This window comes from Pseudomonas koreensis (assembly GCF_036668835.1).
Taxonomy (GTDB): domain Bacteria; phylum Pseudomonadota; class Gammaproteobacteria; order Pseudomonadales; family Pseudomonadaceae; genus Aquipseudomonas; species Aquipseudomonas koreensis_I.
In genome coordinates this window covers 205922-230765 of sequence record NZ_JAZEVW010000005.1, presented here as the reverse complement: position 1 = coordinate 230765, position 24844 = coordinate 205922, and the positions used below count along the sequence as shown (strand labels likewise).

Below are 24844 nucleotides of genomic sequence, written 5' to 3'. Positions count from 1 at the left end.
CTTTCAACCTGCCTTCTGTTCAGTGGTCGCAACATCCGCCAGGGTGTCCGGCGTGCAGCGCAGATCACCGATCATCAGCACGTTGTTTTCACTGCGATGGTCGGCCTCGTTGAGTCGGAACTGGCACAGCAACTGATTACCCTGACGCACTTCCAGGGTCGGCGAACCGGCGTTCATTTCCATCGAAAAGAACCCATCCACTTCAGTCACGCCGCGGCTGGCGTGGTTGATCACGTGGTGGCCCTTGAGCGGCTGCCCCTGCGCATTGACCAGACGGCCAAGCACGGTGAACGTCTTCATCACGCGCACCTTGCGGTACTCGACGCCGCCCTTGTTCAGGTGATAGCGGGTGCGCGCCGGCTCGATCGTTGCTGCCGGAACGTTGTTGCCTTCGAAGTCGAAACTCACCGAGCTGTTCTGGTACGCCGTGATCGGGATGAAATTGCGCCCCGGCTTCAACGCCGCGCCGCCACCGCTGAAGTCGTCGGCACGCAGGGTGATGTCTTCGATGTCCGACTCGACATCGACGATCAGCCCGGCGCCGCGCACATCGCTCTGGCTGGTCATGAGCATCTGCTCGCCGCCCAACACCAGTGTGCTGTCGACGTTGAGGCCGCCGGTGTAATTGCCGTTGTACGAGGAGCGCTGGACAAACGCATCGCCATTGACCGCGTCGGTGCGCAAATTGGTCAGGCCAGACATGCCCAGGCCATAGGTATCCGTGAGCGCGGTGACCGATACGTTCTGCAGCACGTGATCCTTGAAGTCCCTGCGCCAGCCGAGCGAGGCGTTGTTGTCGCGCTGGCCGTCGCGGGCGGTACGCGAGCCGATGCTGCCGGTGATCTGCTCGCCGGGTGCGCCGAGTGCCATATTGATGCTCAGATCGACCCCGCGATTGCGCGCATCGCCGCTGCTGTAGCTGCCCGGCCGATCGAAGATCGACAGGCGCCAACTGGCATCGCTGCCCAGCAGCGTCGTGCGTTGGGTCCAGCCCAGATCCACGCCCATGCCTTCGACATTGCCTTCGCTGTGCGCCAGCCGCGCATTGACCGAACTCTTGCTGCTGATGCGGTGATTGAGTGCCAGCGATGAATTGCTGGTCTGGCCGACAAACACGTTGCGCGGACGCACGCGAGTGCCGTCCGGCAAGGTCTCGTAGGTGTTGGTGGTGTCGAGCCAGCTGCGGTTGTGGCTGACGACGATGCTGCCGGCGCCGTAATTGTAGAGGCTTTGCAGATCAAGGCCGGTGCCGTAATCCTCGGTCTTGTAGACGTTGGCATAGACGCTGACGTGATTGGCCAGCGTCCAGTCGATAGACGTGCCGTACTGCAGTTTTTCGCGGATCTGTCGCGCCGATGCGCCGAGAATGACCCGCGGGTGCAGCAGATAGTTGACCGCCGCCCCGGCCGTGGGGCTGCCGCTGGCCTGGGTGTCCCAGTTGCTCAGCAGTTTGCTTTCTTCGCCGGCAAAAACGTTGTAGCGCCAGCGCTCGTCGAGGTTGCGCCAGTTGCTGGGCTTGTACACCAGCTCCTGGGTTGTGGCGGTGATCTGGCCGTCTTCGATCAGGCGCACTTCCACTTCGTAGATACCGCCGGGCAATGGCCGGGTATCGAGGGTCTGCAACCCGGCCGGTACCGATTGGGTATTGATCAGCAAGCCGTCGCGCCAGATCTCTACCGAGCCCTGACGATTGGCGGTGACATAGATCGGGTAGACACTGGGCATCGGGCTGTTGATGGCCAGGCTGTCGGAGCTGCCGTACATCACGCCGACGGCGGTGTCAGGGCTGGTGCCGAACGTGCGCGGTTGGCGTGTCAGCCCTTCGGAATTGGGGGTGAAATAGCCCAGACGGAAAAAACTGCCTTGCAGTTCGCGCTGGGTGTGCAGTTCATGTACAGCGTGATAAAGCTTGTCGTCCGGGCCGCCGAGACGGGCCATTTGCAAATTGAGCGTCTGGCTCCAGTTGCCCAGGCTGCCGCTGGCCTCAAGGCCGAACCGCCCACCGAGGTCCTGATCCTGACCGCCGTTGAGGTTGAGCTGGTTGCGCACCATCAGGCCGCTGCTGCCCCCGTCGGGCTGCTCGTAATAGCGCTTGGCCTCGACGTCGCGTTCGGCGTTTTCGGTGGCAATCGAAACCAGTGAATCTTCCAGGCTGTAGTGCACGGCCAGAAACTGATCCGGGCAGGAACCGCTGCACGCGCCCAAGGGCACGCCGGGTTTGAGAAAGCTCGCCCATTTTTCCCGTTCGGCAGGGCCGAAGCGGTTTTCACTGGTGTCGGTGAATTCGAGCAGGGTGATGCGATCATCGCGCGACAACACCACCATGGCCTCGCCTAGCGGCTGCTGGTCGACTTCGACCCGCACCGCCAGCGGCACATCAAAGAAATGCTCCTCGAAATCCGCCGGCAAACCTTTCGCCTGTGCCAACAGACTGCGTGGCGTGGTTCCGGCGGTGTTGGATGCCACGGCTGCGCTGGCACAAAACAACAGCGCAAGCGCCGCCGCGATGGGAGTCATCGGGAACATGAACGCGTACTCGGATAACAAACAAATGGAAGTCCGCCGAGGCAGATAAAGCGTCTGCCCCGACGGTCAAGCGTCAACATGAACGTTGGGCCTGGGTGCCTGATCGATCGATCAAGTGAGCGCTGTTATGGCGTCACGGCGTCGAAGATCATCGCGACCGAACCGGTATAGTCGCCCGGCTGGAAGTTGCTGCCCACGGCACTGATGTTCAGCGGCGCGCGGAAGTTGACGTCGGACTCGGCTTCACCCACGACCATTTGCGGGGTCAGGTTCAGCTCCTTGTTGTTGAACATCACCCGCAGGTCGATCGCGGTGCTGCCGGACACCAGTTTCGGCAGGCTTTCGAGGCTGGCGTGAACCGAACCGTTGTTGTTGCGCACGTCAAAGAAACCGTTGACGTCGCGCATCTTGCCGGTGGTCGGCTGGTAGCTCATATCCTGGTCCTTGTTGACCAGATCAGGGTCAGTCGGCACGACATAGAAACCGTTGGTCGGCACATGCGCGACAAGGCTGATCGAGTGCGACGCTTCACCGGCGGCGAAGGCACCGGTGGTGGTCATTGCCAGAAGAGCCAGTGGAGCGGCGATTGCGAGTTTCTTGAACATCGTTATGTACCTGTTTTCTTGATAGGGGGATGAACATTGAAAGTTCAAGCAGACACTGCCCGAGTCGACGCCCGAGTTAAGCCAGATCAACTAGAACTTTCAATGTGGGCGCATCATCGGCTGTCGGCTCTGGAAAGTAAGCAGGTAACTTCCGACAACCTCGTAGTTAAACAACCCCATGACACGCAAGAAAAAACAGCGAAATAGCGATATTTCAAACAGTAACTGTAAGCGATGCCCTACAGACAGTTTAAGTTAAAAACCCATACAGCAACTTCACTCCGTCCAGACAGCAACTTCGCAACTATTAGTATTTATACTCTACAACAACTAGAGTCATGACTTTAACTTTCAGGTCATTGCGCGCGGTTCCGCCTACAGAATCTTTGTGCTTGCGTTTCGCTGGCGCCTGCCGCTCGTCAGCCACGCAGACCGTTGGGAAAAAACGTCTTGCGCCAAGTTTAAGATATATCTTAAGTTGTATCTAAACACGACGAGAGCAGACTGAAATGAGAGACCATCATTCCCCCCACCGCGAGCACGGTGACTCCCGCGACGGCTTCGACCGCCGCCCAGGCCGCGAACGCGGTGGCCGTGGCCCGCGGGTGTTCGCTCCCGGTGATCTGAAATTGCTGCTGCTGGCACTGGTGGCCGAACAGCCGTGCCACGGCTACGACTTGATCCGCCAGATCGAAAGTATGTTCGACGGTGCTTACAGCCCGAGCCCCGGGGTGATCTACCCGACCCTGACCTTTCTCGAAGAAAGCGAACTGATCAGCGGCGACGCCGAGGGCGGCAAGAAACGCTACAGCGTCACCGACGCCGGTCGTGTCTCGCTTGAGGAACAAGCGGTGGCGCTGGACGGTGTGCGCATGCGCATCGACGTCAGCAAGCGCTCGCTGCGCGGTCACGACCGGCCGCCGGAAATCCACGAGGCGGTGCACAACCTGCGCCACGCTCTGCAAATGCACCACGGTCGCTGGAGCGCGGAAGAAATCCTGCGCGTGCGCGACCTGCTCAACAACACCGCCAAAGCCATCGTCGACGGTCCCGCCGCTCGACCTGCACCGGAGAATGCCGAATGACCGCCGTCGATATTCAAACCATTCACCGCGTCATGCATGAAATCAAACGTCGCAAACTGCAAGTGTTGCGCGTGGTCGACCTGACGCCGCGCATGCGCCGCATCACCCTCGGCGGGCCGGAGCTGGCGGGTTTCATCAGCCTGGGCACGGACGATCACGTCAAACTGCTGTTCCCGCAGAACGCCGAACAGGCGGCAGCGCTGGAAACGATGGTGCTCGGCGCCGGCAAGGAGGAAGGCCCGAAACCGGAAATGCGCGACTACACCCCGCGTCGCTACGATCTGGACAAAATGGAACTGGACATCGATTTCGTCCTGCACGGCGACGGCCCTGCCTCGACGTGGGCGGAACAAGCACAGCCCGGGCAGTTCCTGCACATCGGTGGCCCGCGTGGCTCGATGATCGTGCCGGACATCTTCGACAGCTACCTGCTGATCGGCGACGAGACCGCCCTGCCCGCCATCGCCCGCCGCCTCGAAGGCCTGCCGGCCAATCGCAAGGCGCTGGTGGTCGTGGAAGTGGAAAACGGTGCCGAACAGCAACGGCTGGAAAGCGCCGCGCAGGTCAATGTGATCTGGGTGTTGCGCGAGGGCGGCAAGGACAACCTGTTGACCACCGTCAAACAACTGCAGGTGCCCAAGGGCAATCTGTATGCGTGGGTCGCGACCGAAACGAAGGTCTCACGGCAGATTCGCCGGGTGCTGATCGATGAGCACGGGCTCGATGAGCAGTTCATCAAGGCTGCCGGCTACTGGCGCGCCGAAGGCTCCGACGAAGAATAATCGCCTCCCTGCATTTTCCCCTGTGGGAGCGAGCTTGCTCGCGAAAGCGGTGTGTCAGTCGACATTCATGCAAACTGATACACCGCTTTCGCGAGCAAGCTCGCTCCCACATTGAATATCAACTTCGTGCGGTCTTTCTACGATCCAGGCCAACTACGAACAGGCCAATCAGCACAAACCCCACCAATATCCCCCCGGCATTGATAAACACCTGTGGATAACCCAGCACCGCCACATCAATGAACGGATACGCATACGCGCCGAGCAGATGCCCGCGCAGCAAGGCGTAGATGAAGTACACCAGCGGAAAGATCAGCCACAGCGGCAAATGCCACAGGCGCAACGTGCCTTTGGGAACGCAGCACCACCAATACACGAGAAACAGCAGCGGCATCACGTCGTGGAGCAATTCGTCAGCGATGAATTGCCAGCCTTCGGGATGCCACAAATGCCGCAGCAGAATGCTGTAGGCAAGGCCGACCACGGTAATACTCACCGCCACCCCGCTGCTCACCCACGGCTGGAGAACCCAGCGGCGTATCGCCGACTCGCGCGGTGTGACGGCACAGGTCAACACCGTCGCCACCAGCGTATTGGTCAATACCGTGAAGTAACTGAAAAAGCTCACCAGCCCGCCGAGCAGACCGGCGCCGACGCTCAAACGGGCGAAAAAGATCAGGTACAACTGAATGGCCAATCCGGCCCAGCCCAACACGGCGGCGCAGGTGATCAGGCGCTGACGCCAGGTTGCGTCCATCTCAAAGCGGTCGCTTGGTGCGCATCAGCTTCACGTACAGACGCTCGACTTTCTCTCGCGCCCACGGGGTTTTGCGCAGGAAGGTCAGGCTCGACTTGATGCTCGGATCGCTCTTGAAGCAACGGATGTCGATGCGCTCGGCCAGCCCCGACCATTCATAGTGGGTCACCAGCGCGTTGAGGATCTGTTCAAGGGTCACGCCGTGCAGCGGATCAGGGGTGGGTTCGTTCATACCAGGCCTTTGAGCGAAGTGAAAATGCGTAAAGCCGCGCACCTTAGCCGAGGGGGTGATCGGGCGAAAGGCCTCGCTGTAAATGTAGGTCAACCCGAGAACATCGCAGGCCGGCAAGCGAGCGACAATGCGCCCGTTTGCCGCACTGTTACCGAATCCGAAACGCTGCATGTCTGCAAAAGCCCTTTCTCAATTTGTTACAGATCATTATCCTGCCGCCCTTCCGCTGAATCGCTTCACTGCCTGCGTCATTTTGAAGCGCCGAAATTGCACTCCCAAAATATTAGAAAAAGACTTTTCCATGGCTGATTTTTCCTTCTCCCGAGACAGCGCTATCTCCGCCCTGCGCATCGTTGGCGGCTGCACCGCGCTGGGCCTTGCGGCTTGCGCGCAAGCGGCGTCCGCGTTCGACAGTGAATCACCGTACATGCTCGGTGACTGGAACGGCAGGCGCACCGAACTTTCGGAAAAAGGCTACGACTTCAAACTCGATTACACCGGCGAAATGGGCAGCAACCTGCACGGCGGCTACGACCACGATCGCACTGCGCGTTACAGCGGCCAGTTCGGCCTCGGCACGCACTTGGACCTGCAGAAGATCCTCGGTTGGGACGACGCCGAATTTCAGCTGACCATCACCAAGCGCAGCGGCAACAACATCAGCAACGACCGCATCAACGATCCACGGGTCGGTGGTTTCACTTCCGCTCAGGAAGTCTGGGGCCGTGGCCAGACCACCCGCCTGACACAGATGTGGTATCAGCAGAAGTTCTTCGATCAGAAGCTCGACATCAAGGCCGGCCGTTTCGGCGAAGGCGAAGACTTCAACAGCTTCCCCTGCGATTTCCAGAACCTGGCGTTCTGCGGCTCGCAGGTCGGCAACTGGGTCGGCGGCATCTGGTACAACTGGCCGGTCAGCCAGTGGGCACTGCGGGTCAAATATCACCTCACGCCGGAGCTGTACGCACAGGTCGGCGCTTACGAGCAGAACCCGTCAAACCTCGATCGCGGCAACGGCTTCAAACTCAGCGGCAGCGGCACCCAAGGGGCGATCCTGCCGATCGAACTGGTGTGGACGCCAAAGCTCAACGGCCTGCCGGGCGAATACCGCGCCGGTTATTACTACAGCAACGCCAAGGCGTCGGACGTTTACAAAGACCAGAACGACCGGCCAGCAGCCCTCAGCGGCGCGGCCTACCGCAGTGCGTCGAGCAAACACGGCGTGTGGCTGGGCGTTCAGCAGCAGATCACCAGCGTGGCCAGCGATAACAGCCGCGGCCTGAGCGTGTTCGCCAACGCCACGATGCACGACAAGAAAACCAACGCGATCGACAACTACGTGCAGGCCGGCCTCACCTACAAAGGCCCGTTCGATGCGCGCGCCAAAGACGACATCGGTTTCGCCCTGGCCCGTGTGCACGTCAACCCGGCCTATCGCAAAAACGCCGAAGCGAGCAATCGCGCCAACGCCGTGTATGACTACGACGATCCGTCCTTTTTGCCGCCGCAAGATACCGAATACAGCGCCGAGCTGTACTACGGCGTGCACGTGACGAACTGGCTGACCGTACGCCCGAACCTGCAATACATCCGCCACCCTGGTGGCGTGAACGACGTCGACGACGCCCTGATCGGCGGGATCAAGATCCAGTCGTCGTTCTAAAGAATACGCAACCTCCTGTAGGAGTGAGCCTGCTCGCGATAGCGGTGTTCCAGGCGACCTCTCCAGTGACTGAAAAACCGCTATCGCGAGCAGGCTCACTCCTACACAAATGCATTTCGTTAGCCGAACAAGTTTTTATCTGAACCATGCCTGCGCCAAATCGTCATCTAAAGTGACTACAGCGCGGGACTACATAAACGTCACGGAGAATCACATTATGAGCACCGAAAGTGCTTCGAGCCGGGGTCGGCTGCTACCCGCCCTGCTCGGCATCCTGCTTCTACTGATGGGCCTGGCCATGCTGGCCGGGGGAATCAAGCTGAGCACGCTGGGCGGCTCGCTGTACTACCTGCTGGCCGGTATCGGCATCGCCTTGAGCGGCATTCTGCTGCTGATGCGTCGTCGTGCGGCGCTGGGCCTGTACGCCATCGTACTGTTCGCCAGCACCGTCTGGGCGCTGTGGGAAGTCGGTCTGGACTGGTGGCAACTGGTGCCGCGTCTGGCGCTGTGGTTTGTCCTCGGTTTCGTGATGCTGCTGCCGTGGTTCCGCCGTCCGCTGCTGCTCAATGGCCCGGCCAAAATGGGCACTGCGGGCCTGACCGTGGCCGTGGTTCTGGCCGGCGTTACCGCTGTCGCCAGCCTGTTCACCCATCCAGGCGAAACCTTTGGCGAACTGGGCCGTGAAACCGCCGGCACGACCAGCACCGCCCCGGCCATGCCGGACGGCGACTGGCAGGCCTACGGTCGCACCGAATTCGGTGACCGCTACTCGCCGCTCAAGCAGATCACCCCGGCCAACGTCGGCAAGCTGCAAGAAGCCTGGCGCATCCAGACCGGCGATCTGCCAACCAAGGATGACCCGGTCGAGCTGACCAACGAAAATACCCCGCTCAAAGCCAACGGCATGGTCTATGCGTGCACCGCGCACAGCAAAGTGCTGGCGCTGGATCCGGACACCGGTAAAGAACTGTGGCGCTTCGACCCGCAGATCAAAAGCCCGGTCGGCTTCAAAGGCTTTGCGCACATGACCTGCCGTGGCGTGTCCTACTACGACGAAGCCGCTTATGCCAAGTCGGAAAACGCTGGCTCCGCAGTGATCTCCGAGGCCGGCCAAGCCGTTGCCCAGGCCTGCCCGCGTCGTCTGTACCTGCCAACCGCTGATGCGCGCCTGATCGCACTGAACGCCGACACCGGCAAGATCTGTGAAGGTTTCGGCACCAACGGCGTGGTCGACCTGACCCAAGGCATCGGCCCGTTCACCGCCGGCGGCTACTACTCCACCTCGCCAGCGGCGATTACCCGTGATCTGGTGATCATGGGCGGTCACGTCACCGACAACGAGTCGACCAACGAGCCATCCGGCGTGATCCGCGCCTTCGACGTGCGCGACGGCCACCTTGTATGGAACTGGGACAGCGACAAGCCGGACGCCACCGAGCCTCTGGCCCCGGGCGAAACCTACAGCCGCAACTCGGCCAATATGTGGTCGTTGGCCAGTGTCGACGAAAAGCTCGGCATGGTTTACCTGCCACTGGGCAACCAGACCCCGGACCAATGGGGCGGCAACCGCACCCCGGGCGCCGAGAAGTTCAGCGCCGGCGTCGTTGCGCTGGACCTGGCCACCGGTAAAGTGCGCTGGAACTACCAGTTCACCCACCACGACCTGTGGGACATGGACGTGGGCAGCCAGCCAACCCTGCTCGACATGAAAACCGCCGACGGCGTGAAACCGGCGCTGATCGCCCCGACCAAACAGGGCAGCCTGTACGTCCTCGACCGTCGTGACGGCACGCCGATCATCCCGATCCAGGAAATCCCGGTACCGCAAGGCGCTGTCAAAGGCGACCACACCGCACCGACCCAGGCCCGTTCGGACCTCAACCTGCTGGCCCCGGAACTGAACGAAAAAGCCATGTGGGGTGCGACCCCATTCGACCAGATGCTGTGCCGCATCCAGTTCAAGGAACTGCGTTACGAAGGCCAGTACACCCCGCCATCGGAACAGGGCAGCCTGATCTATCCGGGTAACGTAGGCGTGTTCAACTGGGGCGGCGTTTCGGTCGACCCGGTTCGCCAGATGCTGTTCACCAGCCCGAACTACATGGCCTTCGTGTCGAAAATGGTGCCGCGCGAGCAAGTCGAAGCCGGCAGCAAACGCGAAAGCGAAACCTCGGGCGTGCAGCCAAACACTGGCGCACCATACGCGGTGATCATGCACCCGTTCATGTCGCCACTCGGCGTACCGTGCCAGGCCCCGGCCTGGGGCTACGTCGCCGGTATCGACCTGACCACCGGCAAAGTCGTGTGGAAACGCAAGAATGGCACCAGCCGCGACAGCTCGCCGATCCCGATCGGCTTCACCCTCGGCGTGCCAAGCATGGGCGGCTCGATCGTCACCGCAGGCGGCATCGGCTTCCTCAGCGGCACCCTCGACCAGTACCTGCGCGCGTACGACGTCAACTCCGGTAAAGAGTTGTGGAAATCGCGTCTGCCGGCCGGTGGTCAAGCGACCCCGATGACCTACACCGGCAAGGACGGCAAGCAATACGTGCTGCTGGTTGTCGGCGGTCACGGTTCGCTGGGTACCAAGATGGGTGACTACATCATTGCGTACAAATTGCCGGAATAAGCGTTAGTTGGCGGTAATGAAAAGGCGATGTTCCGTGAGGAACATCGCCTTTTTTAGTGCAGCCGCACCAGGCTAAGTGGTGAAACTTGTCTGGATAGAATCAGGTAGCTAACAACATCAAGCGCTACCGCTGATTTCATTCGCCACGACGACGAAGGTATTCCGCGAAAAGAGGAACGGTGAAATCAAGGTAACCATGGTCGGTGCTGTAGATCATACCTTTGGAAATGATATTGGCCCGGGCCGGGCCTAACGATGATTGATCACGCTCCATCACCTTGGCGATACCTGCCATAGGATAGGGCCCATCACCAAGGGTGGCCATCGCCATCACAAACTGGATCTCGGCTTTGGTAAGCCGGTCATAACGAACCTTGAAGAAGCCGGCATCGAGTCCGGCGATAGTCTCTGGATAAGCGCGTTCGACATCAGCGAGCGTGATCATGGGGCCGGCAGCAACATCCCATGAAGTTGAACCCCATTCCTGCAGAAAAAACGGATAGCCCCTCGTTCGCGCGACAATCGCTTGGAGGGCAGCGTCTTCGATCGTCTGCTCCTCCTCCTCGACGGGTTTTCGAACAGCAAGTTTTGCTGCTTCTTCGTCCAGCGCGCCTACAGGCGGGTAGAGGAAAAGTCGCTCTGCATAGGACTTCGCCTCACCAGCCAATTTGGCAACCTGTGGTAGTCCTGCCCCAACCAAAACCACAGGCAACCCGCGCTGGGCCATTCGATGCATCGCAACGATAAGTGCCGACAGATCGCCTTCCGAGAGGTACTGAACCTCGTCGATGAGCAGCACCCATCCCTTGCCAGCGGCTTTAGCGCCCTCGCCAATCACACCGAACAGGTCTGGAAGATCATGTTGCAGATCGCCGCTATCAGCAAGCCCAGGTTCAGCACCCTCAACGCCCACCTCAACGCCACCGATAGCGATTTTGAATATCGAGGCAAAATTGCGCAGGGCGCTCATACCCCGGCTGGCAATTTGCTTTGCTCCTTCGAATCCCGAAAGTGAACGCATTACGCGTCGCAGTTCAGGGTAAAGAAGAGTGGACAGTGTATTTTTCTCCGGAGCTTCGAGCTGGGAAACGAGCATCCCCTCTTGTCTGGCGATATTGCCGATCTCATTCAGGAGTACCGTCTTGCCCACTCCACGAAGGCCAAGGAGCATCAGCGACCGTGCAGGTTTGCCCCTCACTGCTCGACCGCAGGAAATCCGAGCCATTTCGAGAACAGGGTCTCGGCCAGCAAGCTCCGGTGGTGGAAAACCAGCCCCGGGGGCGAACGGATTACGATAGGGATCCATCAAAACTCCATTTAATAGTTAAAGCTAACCAATACTAGGGTTTTTTGCTATTGATGCACAGACATTGTTAGATTCCAATAGGCACCCGTGCCGACCTGAAGGATCTCGCCACCGCCCAAATGCCGCCAAGGTTAACAAGGTCAAAAACTTTGCAAACCTGAACACACAAGCAGAAACACGCCCCCCCATTGAAACCACCCACCCCCTGCCCCATCTAAGACCCCATACCCCATTGCGCAGGTGCCCCATGACCGACCAGCAAGATCGCCCGGACAACCACGACGATTACGAAACCGACCACATCGAACACACCTCCTCCGGCACCGGCCTGGCACTGCCCGGGCAAAACCTGCCGGACAAGGTCTACATCATCCCGATCCACAACCGTCCGTTCTTCCCGGCCCAGGTCCTGCCGGTCATCGTCAATGAAGAGCCGTGGGCCGAAACCCTCGAACTGGTCAGCAAATCCGAACACCACTCCCTGGCCCTGTTCTTCATGGACACGCCCCAGGAAGACCCGCGCCATTTCGACACCGGCGCCCTGCCCGAATACGGCACCCTGGTCAAAGTCCACCACGCCAGCCGCGAGAACGGCAAACTGCAGTTCGTCGCCCAGGGCCTGAGCCGCGTGCGCATCAAGACCTGGCTCAAGCACCACCGCCCACCGTATCTGGTGGAGGTCGAATACCCGCACCAGCCGACCGAGCCGACCGACGAGGTCAAGGCCTACGGCATGGCGCTGATCAACGCGATCAAGGAACTGCTGCCGCTCAATCCGCTGTACAGCGAAGAGCTGAAGAATTACCTCAACCGCTTCAGCCCTAACGACCCGTCGCCACTGACCGACTTCGCCGCCGCCCTGACCTCGGCCACCGGCGCCGAGCTGCAAGGCGTGCTCGACTGCGTGCCGATGCTCAAGCGCATGGAAAAAGTCCTGCCGATGCTGCGCAAGGAAGTCGAAGTCGCGCGGCTGCAGAAAGAGATTTCCGCTGAGGTTAACCGCAAGATCGGCGAACATCAGCGCCAGTTCTTCCTCAAGGAACAACTCAAGGTCATCCAGCAGGAACTCGGCCTGACCAAAGACGACCGCAGCGCCGACCTCGAACAGTTTCAGCAGCGCCTCGAAGGCAAAACCCTGCCGGCGCAGGTGCAAAAACGCCTCGAGGAAGAAACCCATAAACTGTCGATCCTGGAAACCGGCTCGCCGGAGTACGCGGTTACGCGTAATTATCTGGATTGGGCAACATCGGTACCGTGGGGCGTGTATGGCGAGGACAAACTCGACCTCAAGCACGCACGCAAAATCCTCGACAAGCATCACGCCGGTCTGGACGACATCAAGGATCGCATCCTCGAATTCCTCGCTGTTGGTGCGTACAAAGGCGAGATCAGCGGCTCGATCGTGCTGCTGGTCGGCCCGCCGGGCGTGGGTAAAACCAGCGTCGGCAAATCCATCGCCGAATCCCTCGGCCGGCCGTTCTATCGCTTCAGCCTCGGCGGCATGCGCGACGAAGCCGAGATCAAGGGCCACCGCCGCACCTACATCGGCGCCCAGCCGGGCAAACTGGTGCAGGCGCTCAAAGACGTCGAAGTGATGAACCCGGTGATCATGCTCGACGAGATCGACAAGATGGGCCAGAGCTACCAGGGCGATCCGGCTTCGGCGCTGCTGGAAACCCTCGACCCGGAGCAGAACGTCGAATTCCTCGACCATTACCTCGACCTGCGCATGGACCTGTCGAAAGTCCTGTTCGTGTGCACCGCCAACACCCTGGATTCGATCCCCGGCCCGCTGCTGGACCGGATGGAAGTGATTCGCCTGTCGGGCTACATCACCGAAGAAAAAGTCGCCATCGCCAAGCGTCACCTGTGGCCGAAACTGCTGGAAAAAGCCGGCGTGTCCAAGGGCAGCCTGAGCATCAGCGACAGCGCCCTCAAGGCCTTGATCGACGGCTACGCCCGTGAAGCCGGGGTGCGCCAGCTGGAAAAACAGATGGGCAAGCTGGTGCGCAAAGCGGTGATGAAGTTGATCGACGATCCGAAGGCCGTGATCAAACTCGGCCCGAAAGACCTCGAAGCGTCACTGGGCCATCCGGTGTTCCGCAACGAACAAGTGCTGTCCGGCACCGGCGTGATCACCGGCCTTGCCTGGACCAGCATGGGCGGCGCGACATTGCCGATCGAAGCCACACGCATCCACACGCTTAACCGTGGTTTCAAACTTACCGGGCAACTGGGTGACGTGATGAAAGAGTCGGCGGAGATCGCCTACAGCTATGTCAGCTCACACCTGAAGCAATTTGGTGGTGACGCGAAGTTCTTCGACGAAGCCTTCGTCCACTTGCATGTGCCGGAAGGCGCGACACCGAAGGACGGCCCGAGCGCCGGCGTGACCATGGCCAGTGCCTTGCTGTCTCTGGCGCGCAACCAACCGCCGAAGAAAGGCGTGGCGATGACCGGTGAACTGACGCTGACCGGGCATGTACTGCCGATTGGCGGGGTGCGCGAGAAGGTGATTGCGGCGCGGCGGCAGAAGCTCTTCGAATTGATCCTGCCGGAAGCTAACCGCGGCAACTTTGAGGAATTGCCGGATTATCTGAAGGAAGGGATAACCGTGCACTTTGCCAAGCGGTTTGCCGATGTGGCGAAGGTTCTGTTCTGAGCCGTAGCCCGTACCCCCTCACCCCAGCCCTCTCCCCCAGGAGAGGGAGCCGACCGAGCGGTCTTGCGCTATTCACCGACCAGAAATACCGGGTCGATTATGGATTCGCTGGCGCACGCTCAGGTCGGCGTACCTCTCCAATATCCCCCGGTCAGTCCCCTCTCCCTCTGGGAGAGGGCTAGGGTGAGGGCTTGGCACTGTCACACGTAACCCGATCTTCAGTTATGCTCGCCGTTCGTCGTAACCGCCGGAGCCTCTGACCCCATGTCCCCCACTCGCCTGTTTCTCCCCTTCGCCCTCTCGTTGCTGGCCGCTTGTGCCACGCAGCCAAAACACAACGTGACCGTGGAAAAACAAAGCGAATGCCCGGTGCGGCTCAGCACCGGACAAAACCTGATCATCACCCTGCCGAGCAACCCGACCACCGGCTACCGCTGGGCGATTCAGGATTCCGCTGGCGGCGTTCTGCGCGCGCTCAGTCCCGAGGTTTACAGCAATCCTGAAGACGCCGGCGTGGTCGGCTCGGCGGGCGTTTCGACCTGGCGCTTTCAGGCCTTCGCCGCCGGCACCGGGCGTTTGCGCCTGACTTCGCAACAACCGTGGGCACCGGAAGTGCTGCCAGTGGACACCTTTGACTGCGCCATTTCGGTGAATTGATCGCGGCAACCGCACTGACGCTTTCGCGAGCAGGCTCGCTCCCACAGGACACCGCGATCCCTCGTGCGAGCCTGCTCGCGAAAGCGATATCCCTGACGGCGAAGTTTATCCGCCCGAACGGTGCTTTATCAGACAACCCAAGCATCCCCGCGCCACTTTGGCTAAAATGCCGGCCTTTTCCATCGACACCGCCGGAAACCGCCGTGAGCAAAGAACCCGATCGCCTATTCGCCCAGCCTTTGGCCCAGGTGCCTGACTTCGCCTTCAATGAAGACGTCGTGCGGGTGTTCCCGGACATGATCAAGCGCTCGGTGCCGGGTTACCCGACCATCGTCGAAAACCTCGGCGTGCTCGCCGCGCAATTCGCCCAACCCAACAGCGTGCTCTACGATCTTGGCTCGTCGCTGGGGGCGGTGACTCAGGCTCTGCGCCGTCACGTGCGCACCGACGGCTGTCGAGTGATTGCTGTGGATAACTCGGCAGCGATGGTCGAGCGCTGCCGCGAGTACCTCAACGGTCAGGATTCGATGTTCCAGGAATTGCTGCCGGTCGAAGTCATCGAAGGCGACATTCTCGCTCTCGACTTCCAGCCCGCTTCGGTGGTGGCGCTGAACTTCACCCTGCAATTCATCGCCCCCGATCAGCGCACCGCTTTGCTGTCGCGCATTCGCCGGTCGTTGCTGCCGGGCGGCGCGCTGATTCTGTCGGAGAAGCTGCGCTTCAACGATGCCGAGGAGCATGCGCTGCTTACCGATCTGCACGTCGCTTTCAAACGCGCCAATGGCTACAGCGAACTGGAAATCGCGCAGAAGCGCAGCGCCATCGAAAACGTCATGAAGCCCGACAGCCTCGAAGAACACCGCGAACGCCTGCTGGCCGCCGGGTTCTCGAAAGTCGTGCCGTGGTTCCAGTGTCTTAACTTTGCCTCGTTGATTGCCTTGCCATGATTGATCTGTCCCCCCTCGCCCGCCGTCTGGCTGGTACGCCGCTGGCCGAATGGGCCAATACCCTGCAGCATCAACTCGACAAGAAAATGGAAAAAGGCCACGGCGATCTGGAGCGCTGGCAAAGTGCGCTGGACGCCCTGCCGAAGATCCAGCCGAGCGAAGTAGACCTGCTCAACGGTCTGAAACTCGACACCGATTGCGACGACGCAACCCGCGCGCAGATGCGCACCGCGCTGATGGGCCTGTCGCCGTGGCGCAAAGGCCCGTTCGATCTGTTCGGCGTGCACGTCGACACCGAATGGCGCTCGGACTGGAAATGGTCGCGCGTCGCCCCGCATCTGGACCTCAAGGGCAAGCGCATCCTCGATGTCGGCTGCGGCAACGGTTATTACATGTGGCGCATGCTCGGCGCCGGCGCGGACAGCGTGATCGGCGTCGACCCGAACTGGCTGTTCTTCTGCCAGTTCCAGGCGGTGCAGCGCTACTTGTCCGAGCCGAACGCCTGGCACCTTCCGTTTCCGTTCGAAGACCTGCCGGCGAACCTCGAAGGTTTCGACACGGTGTTTTCCATGGGCGTGTTCTATCACCGTCGCTCGCCGATCGAGCACTTGCTGGCGCTGAAGGATTGCCTGGTCAAAGGCGGCGAACTGGTGCTGGAAACGCTGGTGGTCGAAGGCGACAAGCATCAGGTACTGGTGCCCGAAGACCGCTACGCGCAGATGCGCAACGTGTGGTTCTTGCCGTCGGTGCCGGCGCTGGAATTGTGGCTGCGCCGCGCGGGTTTTACCGATATTCGTTGCGTGGATGTCAGCACGACGACGGTCGAGGAGCAGCGCGGGACGGAGTGGATGAAGTATCAGTCGCTGAGCGATTTCCTTGATCCGGAGGATCACAGCAAAACCATCGAAGGACTGCCGGCGCCGATGCGGGCGGTTATTGTCGCCAGGAAGTAAGCGTATTTCCCCATGACCGCGGTGGGCCTACCCCTCACCCCAGCCCTCTCCCCAGGGAGAGGGAGCTGATTGTTGAGCTTTCCAAAACTTGCGTCCGACTCGGTATTTCAGGTCGGCTGACTTGGTCCATTCAACTCGGTCGGTCCCCTCTCCCTCTGGGAGAGGGTTAGGGTGAGGGGCTTTTGGTGCGTCTGGCGCGGAAAAACTCGGTCAGCACCGCACCACATTCTTCAGCCAACACCCCGCCCTCATACAACACTCGATGATTCAAAAAGCCCTGGGTAAAAAACTGCCCCTGGCTCTGCACGATCCCGGCTTTCGGCTCCAGCGCGCCATACACCACCCGCGCCACCCGCGAATGCACGATCAGCCCGGCGCACATGCTGCACGGTTCCAGCGTCACATAAAGCGTGCTGCCCGGAAGGCGATAATTATCCACAGCCTGAGCCGCGGCGCGGATCGCGACCATTTCTGCATGGGCGCTCGGGTCGCTGGCGCTGATCGGGCAGTTATAGCCGCGACCAATGATCTCGCCGCCTTGCACCAGCACCGCGCCCACCGGCACTTCGCCAAGGGCTGCGCCTTGTGCGGCGAGGGCGAGGGCTTCGCGCATGAAGTCGCAGTCGCGGCTGCGGTCGATGATCGCCGCTGGGCGAATCTGACGCATCACTTCACCTCGATGGCGGCCATCAGGCCGGTTTCCATATGGTCGATCACATGGCAGTGGAACATCCACACCCCCGGATTATCGGCCACCAGCGCCACTTGCGCGCGCTCGTTCTTGCCCAGCAGGTAGGTGTCGGTGAAGTACGGAATGACCTTGTGCCGGTTCGACGCTATCACCTTGAAACTCATGCCGTGCAAGTGAATCGGGTGCTGGTACTGGGTCATGTTCTTCAATTCGAAGATGTAACTCTGGCCCAGTTTCAGGCTGGCAATCGGTCGATCGGCGCAAGTCTTGTCGGTGATATCCCAGGCCTTGCCGTTGATCTGCCACAGGCTCGGCGGTTTGCCGTTGTCGACATTGACCGACACCGAACCGACCCACTCGAAATTGAAGTTGAGTTTTTCGGCATTGGCCAGGTCCGGCTCGGCCACCGGATTGGCCGGCAGGGCTCTTGGCCAGTCCGTCGGTACATCGCTGTTGGCCACCGAACGCAATGTGCCCAGGCGCACCGGGCCGTTGCGCAGCGACAATTCTTCGCCCGCCGCTGGCGCCTTGATTGCCAGACAAATGCGCATGCCCGGGCCGAGCCAGTATTCCTTGCCCAGCGGCCGCGGCTCGACCGGGTTGCCGTCCAGCGCATAGATTTTCGCTTCGACGCCGGGAATGTTGATGCGATAAGTCAGGGTGTTGTCGAGGTTAAGCAATCGCACGCGGGTGATCTGCCCCGCCGGCAAATCGATTACCGGCAGCGGCACGCCATTGATTGTCGACAAGCGCCCCGCCGTACCGCCACGCGCCGCTTCGCGCGGGATGCTGAAGTCGACGAAGTTGCCTTGATCGTCGATGTGCCAGTTTTTCAGGCTCAAAGTCTTTTCGTATTGGAAACCAGTCGGCTCGCGCTCTTCGATGATCAGCGGCCCGACCAGCCCACGGCCGAGCTCTTCGCTGCTGCTGACGTGCGGGTGATACCAATAACTGCCGGCATCCGGCACGCGGAATTTGTAATCGAAGTATTCGCCCGGCAGCACCGGCAATTGCGATACATAAGGCACGCCGTCCATTTCCAACGGCAGACGAATGCCGTGCCAGTGAATGGTAGTCGCTACCGGCAAGTGGTTGATGAAGCGCACCCGCAGCCATTCACCCTGACGTACGCGCAGCTCGGTGCCCGGTGCCGATGGGCCGAACGCCCACGCTTCAGTCTTGTGCCCTGGCACCAGTTCGACGTCCAGCGGCGCGGCGATCAGCTCATAGTCGTGGCCCGCCTCGGCGTCGGCCATCTTGCCGAGCCAGTAACGCGACGCGCCCCCCGCCCCCATGCCAACGACAACAAGACCGGCCAGGCCACCGAGGATTTGGCGACGGGTAAACGACATGAACTCAACTACCTCACGTATCAGCGACAGGCCCAGGGGCCCGCAAAAGGCGAATACGATACACCTGCGGTTGAGAAACAGTAAGAGCGACCCGCCGCCGCACATCAGTTGAAAGCTAAGCGCGCAGCCCGGTGATCAGGTGCACCACGCCGTTTTCGAGGGGCATGACGCCAGCGACGCCGGCATCGCTCAAGGCCTGTTCATCCAGCCGCGACACATCGCGCAACGTCACCCGCACCCGCGTCAACGCCACCGGCTGCTGCGATTGCAGATTATCCACACCGCCCAACGCGGCAACGATGGCGGCGCTCAATCCATCGTCCGGCGTGGCTTGCACGCTCGGTGTGTCCGGCACCAGGTCCGGGGTCAAGGCTTTCCAGAAGGCTTTTTGCAATTGATCGAACATGTTCAGTTCTCCATAACCTGCGCGGTTTCGACGCTCGCTTCGTGAAACAGCTGCAACGCCTCGCGCACTTGTCCGGCGCTTTCCAGGCCGAGCACCTGCCGGGCAATGACCTGACAATCGGCCAGCGCCAGTTCGCGCACGGTGGCCTTGATCGGGGCAATCATCGGCACGCTCACGGACAACTCGTCCACGCCCAGGCCCAACAACAGCGGCACCGCCAGACGCTCCGAAGCCATCGCACCACACACCCCGACCCACTTGCCGTGAGCGTGCGCAGCCTTGACCGTCGCGGCAATCAGGCGCAGCACCGACGGATGAAAACTGTCCGCCTGACTGGCCAGACGCGGATGATCGCGGTCCATGGCCAGGGTGTACTGGGTCAGGTCGTTGGTGCCGATCGAGAAGAAATCCACCAGCGGCGCGAACAGGTCGGCCATCAGCGCGGCCGCCGGCACTTCGATCATGATGCCCAGTTTCGGCGTTTCTATGAGGCCCAGCGCCAGCGCTTCTTCCTCAAGCATTTGCCGCGCCAGACGCAGCTCCGCCAACTGCGTGACCATCGGCAGCATGATGTGCAGGCGCGTCAGTGCGCAGCAGCCAAGCATGGCGCGAAATTGCTCACGCAATAACTGCGGACGTTCCAGGCACAGACGAATACCGCGCAGGCCGAGAAACGGATTGGTTTCACTTTCCATCGGCACGTAGGCCAGCGGTTTGTCGCCACCGACGTCGAGGGTGCGCACCACCAGATTGTGTTCAGGCCCGACACAACGAGCGATGGCGCTGTAAGTGGCGACCTGCTCGTCATGGCTCGGTGCGTGGTTGCGGCCCAGATACAAAAACTCCGAACGCAGCAGCCCGACACCGGCGCCGCCCATGGCCACGGCCTGCTCGGTTTCCGCCAGTGAGGCGACGTTGGCCGAGACCTCGACGTGATGCCCGTCACGTGTACAGGCCGCCAGCGCAGCGTGCTCCAGGTCATGAGCATGACGTTGCCGTTGTTGTGCGTGGCGCGCCTGCCATTGCTCGATCGTCGCCGCGTCCGGCTGCACCTGCAATTCGCCCTTGTCGGCATCGAGCAAAACCTTGGTGCCGTTGCTCAAGGCGAGCATTTGCACCGGCACACCGCAGATCGACGGCAGGCCGCACGCTCGCGCCAGAATCGCCACATGGCTGGTCGCACCGCCACCGACCGTGGCAAAGCCAAGCACTTTGCTGGTATCGATGCGGGCGGTTTGCGACGGGGTCAGTTGGTCGGCGATCAGAATACTGCCTTCCGGCAAATTCAATGTCTGCTCGTCAATGCCCAGCAGGCGCTTGAGCACACGTTGCCCGACATCGGTCAGGTCCGCCGCCCGCTCTGCCAGCAGCGCATTGCCGAGTTGGCGAAACATCGCTGCGGTGGTTTCGGTTGCTGTGCGCCAGGCGAAGGCCGCGCTTTTGCCCGTGTCGATCAACGCTGCGGCCTGATCGAGCAGGCCCGGGTCTTCGAGCAGTTCCTGATGGGCCTTGAAGATTTCCGCTTCAGCCTCACCCGCGGCGGTATCGCGTAGATGCTGCAAGGCCAGATCCGCTTCGATCAGGGCATTGGCCAGCGCTTCACGTTCGCTATCGGCGTCAGCACCGAACTCGTCGACGTCGAAGCTCGGTTCGCTTATCTGTACCACATGGCCCAGCGCCGAGCCGGGAGAGGCGCAAACCCCACGCAGCAGGGTCAGTGGCTCGGTGGCGGCGACCGCGACGGGCGCCTGCGCTGTCACCGGCTCACCGCAGCCCTCGGCCAACAAGCGGGCCAGCGTGTCGATAGCCGCTTGCGCATCATCGCCCACCGCACTGATCTGCACGCAGTCGCCAAACGCAGTCTGCAACGCCATCAGCGCCACCAGCGATTTAGCGTTGGCCTGCGCTTGCTGTTTATGCAGATGAATCGTTGCGGTAAACGCTTTGGCTGCGTGGGCGAACACCGCAGCCGGGCGCGCGTGCAGGCCATTGCGGTTGGGCAAGGTCAGCGTCGGCGAAAATAGCGCCTGGCCTTGTGGCGCGCTGGCTGTTTCGCTCAGTGTTGGGGCTGCGCTGATTTCGAGCAACGGCTGGCCGCGTTCGACCAGTCCGCTCGGCTCGACCAGCCAGGTGAACGGCTCGCCGCTGACCACCAGCATCAAGGTCAACAAACTGCGGGCGTGGCGGGCGATGTAGTCGGCATCGAATTCGATCAGTGCCTGTCCGGCGGCGACCTGCTGCCCTTCTTCGACCAGACGGGTGAAACCCTGCCCGGCGAGGTTCACCGTATCCAGACCGATGTGCAGCAATACCTGCACGCCGTGCTCATCGGTGATGCTCACGGCATGCCCGCTGGCCTGCACGTTGCTGACCACGCCGGCCAAGGGCGCGCGCAGGGTCGACGAGGTCGGGTCGATGCACAGACCGTCACCGATCACGCGCCCGGAAAACACCGGATCGGGCACCTGGTCCAGCGCCATCAGCACGCCGGACAAAGGCGCCAGCAGTTGTAAGGGTTGGGGTGTGGCCATGACGTCACCTGCAATGTTCGTATTGAAGTACCGACGGAGCGCGACGCTGCCGTCAGCATCGCTTATTTCCACCAGTATTCGACCTGCAATCCGACGTTCGCACCGTGGCGAGCGTTGCCGAAGGCCCCGCTGTCAGACAGTGCCGAGCCTTTCGCCAGTTGATTGGCCGCGCGTTTTGCCGCCTCGTTCCACGTCGCATAGGTGTAATACAACCGCACCTCGGGCCGCGCCCAGAAGGCCGGGCCTTTCGGCGACCAGGTCGGGGCAACGGTGAACTTGCTCAGTTTGCGCGTACCGCCCGGGGCATCGACCTGATCGTGGCCCAGTTCGGTGACCAGTTTGAACTGCTCGGTCAGCGCATAGGCCGGGCGCACGCCCAGCGACAGCCAGTTCTGATCGGGGCCCTGCGCACGAATGTCCTTTTGATACACCGCTGCGATTTGTCCGCCGAAACGCGGCGTCAGCTGCCAGTCGAAAAACTCGACGACGCGATAACTTTTATTGCTGTCGCCAAGTCTTACGTCACCGGTATAGCCCAATCCGGTACCGGGTCCTTCGCCGTATTGCAGGGCCAGTTTGTTCTTGCCGCCGAGAAATCCGCTCTGCACATGTTGCGTGGTGATCGCCCAGCCGCGATGCGCGTCGCGGCTGTCGGGTTTGTCGATGTAGCTCAGACCGAATTCCAGTTCGCCGCCGGGGTTACTCTTGAACCCACCCACGTTGAAATCGTGCCGATTGATGTAGTCCTTCTGGTACAGGTTGTCTTTGCGCGAGAACGCGTAGCTGTACTTCAGATCGCCGATCAACACATCTTCAATGCCGCCGCCGGTGGCGCTCTGGTTCCAGTAATAGAAGTCGGAAATGTGAATGTCGTTACGCTTGTAGTAACGGCGCCCGGCCCACAACGAACCGCCGTTGAGCGCGGGCATCGCCGACCATTGCGCGTAGGCCTGGGGCAAGCGGATCGAGCCGGTGTGGTCTTTGAAGGCAGGTTTGCGGTCGTAGCGGTTGTACAGCGAAGCCATGCCGTCGACGCTCAACACCGAACCGTCCTCCAGCGTGTATAGATCCTGACGCAACTCCAGCTCGCCGTATTGTTCGCATTCGTTGCCCAAGCGATATTTGGTCTGCGCACCGGGCAATTGAAAGCACGACTGGCTGCTGCTGTTGACCGACGTACCGACACCGCTGCGCAAGTAACCGCCGAACTCCAGCGCATGTGTCGACGCTGGCAATGCAAGGCAAAGACCTGTCACCGCAAGGCTGTGTTTTATTGTTGTTTTCATGAGCCACCCCATTGTTTTTATTGTGTGGTTGCAAAAAATCAGCGCGCAAAGCTCCCCCGCGCAGTGTTCTGCGTGTTTTTTCAAACGTGGTTTACGGGTCAGGAATCAGGGATCGATCAGGTGCACTACGAACGACTCGTAAGGTCGCAACGTCAGCTGTCGAGTGCACGGCGCGGCGCCCGGGTAATTGCTGATCACGGTTCGCTGGTGCATGGACTCGTTGATGACGCTTGCGGGCAATTCGATCTCACACGGCGTGCCGTAGAAGTTGTTCACCACCAGCAAGCGCTCGGCGTCGCCCTCTCGCAGATACGCCCAGACTTGCGGATGCTCGGGCAATAGCTGGCGGTACAGCCCGTCCGTGATCAATGGCTCGCTGCGACGCAGTGCGATCAGCGTGCGGTAGTGATGCAGCACTGAATCCGGGTCATCCAGCTGCCCCGCGACGTTGATCTGCGCGGCGTTGGCCGGCACACCGATCCACGGCTCAGCGGCGCTGAAGCCGGCGTTCGGCGTGGCGTCCCAATGCATCGGCGTGCGCCCGTTATCGCGGGACTTCTGCATGATCGCCGCCATGTTGTCGGCATCGCTGCTACCCGCCTCGCGCTTGAGGCGGAAGATGTTCAGGGTCTCGACGTCGCGATAATGTTCGATCGACTCGAACCCGGGATTGGTCATGCCCAGCTCTTCGCCTTGATACACGAACGGCGTGCCCTGCAGACAGTGCAGCGCGGTGCCGAGCATCTTCGCCGACAGCTCGCGAAACTCGCCGTCATGGCCAAACCGCGAGACCACCCGCGGTTGATCGTGGTTACACCAGAACAGCGCATTCCAGCCACCACCGGCCTGCATACCGGTCTGCCAGTCAGAGAGGATGCGCTTGAGCTGGAGGAAATCGAAGTCAGCGCGAACCCACTTCTGCAGGTTCGGATAATCGACTTTCAGGTGATGAAAGTTGAAGGTCATCGACAGCTCTTTCGACTGCGGATTCGAATAGCGAATGCAGTGTTCGAGGCTGGTCGATGACATCTCACCGACGTTGATCAGATCGTAGCCTTCGAAGACTTCGCGATGCATCTGCTGCAAGTACGCATGCACGTTGGGTCCGTCGGTATAGAAGCGCCGGCCATCGCTCGCGTCTTCTGGAAAATCTTCGGGCTTGGAGATCAGATTGATCACGTCCAGGCGAAAGCCGCCCACGCCCTTGTCGCGCCAGAACTGCATCATTTTGAAGACTTCGGCGCGCACCTGCGGATTGTCCCAGTTCAGGTCGGCCTGAGTGTGGTCAAACAGGTGCAGGTAATACTGACCGGTTTGCGCCTCGTATTCCCAGGCGGAACCGCCGAACTTCGATTCCCAATTGTTTGGCTGGTCGCGCCAGATATAGAAATCCCGGTAAGGGTTGTCGAGACTGCTGCGCGCCTGTTGAAACCAGACGTGTTCGATCGAGGTGTGATTGACCACGATGTCGAGCATCAGCTTGATCCCGCGCTTGCCCGCTTCGGCAATCAGCAATTCACAGTCGGCCATGCTGCCGTAGCTCGGATCGATGGCGTAGTAATCGCTGATGTCGTAGCCGTTGTCCCGTTGCGGCGAGCGCAGGAACGGCGTGATCCACAGACAGTCGACACCCAGCCAGTGCAGATAATCGAGCTTGGCGACAATCCCCAGCAGATCCCCGGTCGGGTTGCCGGCGTGGCTATGAAAACTCTTCGGATAGATCTGGTAGATCACCGAACGCTGCCAGTCCTGCATGGCACAACTCCTTCAGATA

General features: G+C 60.8%; 19 protein-coding genes. 8 read left to right on the top strand and 11 right to left on the bottom strand.

Going from position 1 to position 24844, the window contains the following annotated elements:
- Window positions 1-3: 3 nt before the first annotated feature.
- Both V6F91_RS16640 and V6F91_RS16635 read right to left on the bottom strand, forming a co-directional pair.
- On the bottom strand, window positions 4-2526 hold the full coding sequence (locus V6F91_RS16640; protein WP_332766242.1) for a CS1-pili formation C-terminal domain-containing protein: 2523 nt from the start codon (window positions 2524-2526) through the stop codon (window positions 4-6).
- A 125-nt stretch (window positions 2527-2651) separates the two neighbouring features.
- Window positions 2652-3131: a CS1 type fimbrial major subunit gene (locus V6F91_RS16635; RefSeq protein WP_332766241.1), complete on the bottom strand. Its 480-nt coding sequence runs from the start codon at window positions 3129-3131 to the stop codon at window positions 2652-2654.
- A 509-nt stretch (window positions 3132-3640) separates the two neighbouring features.
- Between V6F91_RS16635 and V6F91_RS16630 the strand changes: the two genes are divergently transcribed.
- Together V6F91_RS16630 and V6F91_RS16625 are read left to right on the top strand one after the other, a co-directional pair.
- Entirely contained in the window at window positions 3641-4216 is a 576-nt protein-coding gene (locus V6F91_RS16630) for a PadR family transcriptional regulator (RefSeq protein ID WP_332766240.1), read from the top strand.
- Window positions 4213-4998, top strand: a complete 786-nt coding sequence (locus V6F91_RS16625; protein ID WP_332766239.1) for a siderophore-interacting protein — start codon at window positions 4213-4215, stop codon at window positions 4996-4998. The genes V6F91_RS16630 and V6F91_RS16625 overlap by 4 nt, the downstream gene beginning before the upstream one ends.
- Window positions 4999-5116: 118 nt before the next feature.
- Here V6F91_RS16625 and V6F91_RS16615 read toward each other — a convergent pair whose 3' ends face one another.
- The gene (locus V6F91_RS16615) at window positions 5117-5755 is read right to left on the bottom strand and encodes a Pr6Pr family membrane protein (RefSeq protein WP_332766237.1); all 639 of its coding nucleotides are present in this window, start codon (window positions 5753-5755) and stop codon (window positions 5117-5119) included.
- 1 nt (window position 5756) lies between these two features.
- On the bottom strand, window positions 5757-5987 hold the full coding sequence (locus tag V6F91_RS16610) for a VF530 family DNA-binding protein (protein ID WP_090285959.1): 231 nt from the start codon (window positions 5985-5987) through the stop codon (window positions 5757-5759).
- Window positions 5988-6288: 301 nt separating this feature from the next.
- Between V6F91_RS16610 and V6F91_RS16605 the strand changes: the two genes are divergently transcribed.
- Entirely contained in the window at window positions 6289-7650 is a 1362-nt protein-coding gene (locus V6F91_RS16605) for a carbohydrate porin (protein ID WP_332766236.1), read from the top strand.
- Window positions 7651-7867: 217 nt separating this feature from the next.
- Window positions 7868-10279 (top strand): glucose/quinate/shikimate family membrane-bound PQQ-dependent dehydrogenase, encoded by a 2412-nt coding sequence (locus V6F91_RS16600; RefSeq protein WP_332766234.1) that lies wholly within the window; start codon window positions 7868-7870, stop codon window positions 10277-10279.
- A gap of 136 nt (window positions 10280-10415) precedes the next feature.
- Here the strand turns inward: V6F91_RS16600 and V6F91_RS16595 are convergent, their stop codons facing one another.
- Window positions 10416-11585 (bottom strand): ATP-binding protein, encoded by a 1170-nt coding sequence (locus tag V6F91_RS16595; protein WP_332766232.1) that lies wholly within the window; start codon window positions 11583-11585, stop codon window positions 10416-10418.
- A gap of 247 nt (window positions 11586-11832) precedes the next feature.
- Between V6F91_RS16595 and lon the strand changes: the two genes are divergently transcribed.
- The 4 genes from lon to cmoB all read left to right on the top strand — a co-directional run bounded on the left by lon (window position 11833) and on the right by cmoB (window position 16804).
- Window positions 11833-14247: an endopeptidase La gene (gene lon, locus V6F91_RS16590; protein ID WP_332766230.1), complete on the top strand. Its 2415-nt coding sequence runs from the start codon at window positions 11833-11835 to the stop codon at window positions 14245-14247.
- Window positions 14248-14511: 264 nt separating this feature from the next.
- Complete coding sequence (locus V6F91_RS16585; RefSeq protein ID WP_332766228.1) at window positions 14512-14904, top strand: protease inhibitor I42 family protein; 393 nt, start codon at window positions 14512-14514, stop codon at window positions 14902-14904.
- Window positions 14905-15107: 203 nt separating this feature from the next.
- The gene (gene cmoA / locus V6F91_RS16580; protein WP_332766226.1) at window positions 15108-15851 is read left to right on the top strand and encodes a carboxy-S-adenosyl-L-methionine synthase CmoA; all 744 of its coding nucleotides are present in this window, start codon (window positions 15108-15110) and stop codon (window positions 15849-15851) included.
- Window positions 15848-16804 carry a tRNA 5-methoxyuridine(34)/uridine 5-oxyacetic acid(34) synthase CmoB gene (cmoB, locus tag V6F91_RS16575; protein ID WP_332766224.1) on the top strand — a complete coding sequence of 319 codons (957 nt, stop codon included), beginning with the start codon at window positions 15848-15850 and terminating at the stop codon, window positions 16802-16804. The genes cmoA and cmoB overlap by 4 nt, the downstream gene beginning before the upstream one ends.
- A gap of 166 nt (window positions 16805-16970) precedes the next feature.
- On the opposite strand, the gene tadA is transcribed toward cmoB, so the two are convergent.
- From tadA to treC, 6 genes are all read right to left on the bottom strand, one after another.
- Entirely contained in the window at window positions 16971-17471 is a 501-nt protein-coding gene (gene tadA / locus V6F91_RS16570; protein WP_332766222.1) for a tRNA adenosine(34) deaminase TadA, read from the bottom strand.
- Window positions 17471-18847: a multicopper oxidase family protein gene (locus V6F91_RS16565; protein WP_332766220.1), complete on the bottom strand. Its 1377-nt coding sequence runs from the start codon at window positions 18845-18847 to the stop codon at window positions 17471-17473. The genes tadA and V6F91_RS16565 overlap by 1 nt, the downstream gene beginning before the upstream one ends.
- Window positions 18848-18962: 115 nt before the next feature.
- Window positions 18963-19253 (bottom strand): PTS transporter subunit EIIB, encoded by a 291-nt coding sequence (locus V6F91_RS16560; protein ID WP_332766218.1) that lies wholly within the window; start codon window positions 19251-19253, stop codon window positions 18963-18965.
- 2 nt (window positions 19254-19255) lie between these two features.
- Window positions 19256-21784 (bottom strand): phosphoenolpyruvate--protein phosphotransferase, encoded by a 2529-nt coding sequence (gene ptsP, locus V6F91_RS16555; protein ID WP_332766216.1) that lies wholly within the window; start codon window positions 21782-21784, stop codon window positions 19256-19258.
- Between the two features lie 62 nt (window positions 21785-21846).
- Window positions 21847-23070 (bottom strand): carbohydrate porin, encoded by a 1224-nt coding sequence (locus V6F91_RS16550; protein ID WP_332766214.1) that lies wholly within the window; start codon window positions 23068-23070, stop codon window positions 21847-21849.
- 105 nt (window positions 23071-23175) lie between these two features.
- Window positions 23176-24825 carry an alpha,alpha-phosphotrehalase gene (treC, locus tag V6F91_RS16545; protein WP_332766212.1) on the bottom strand — a complete coding sequence of 550 codons (1650 nt, stop codon included), beginning with the start codon at window positions 24823-24825 and terminating at the stop codon, window positions 23176-23178.
- Window positions 24826-24844 lie beyond the last annotated feature (19 nt).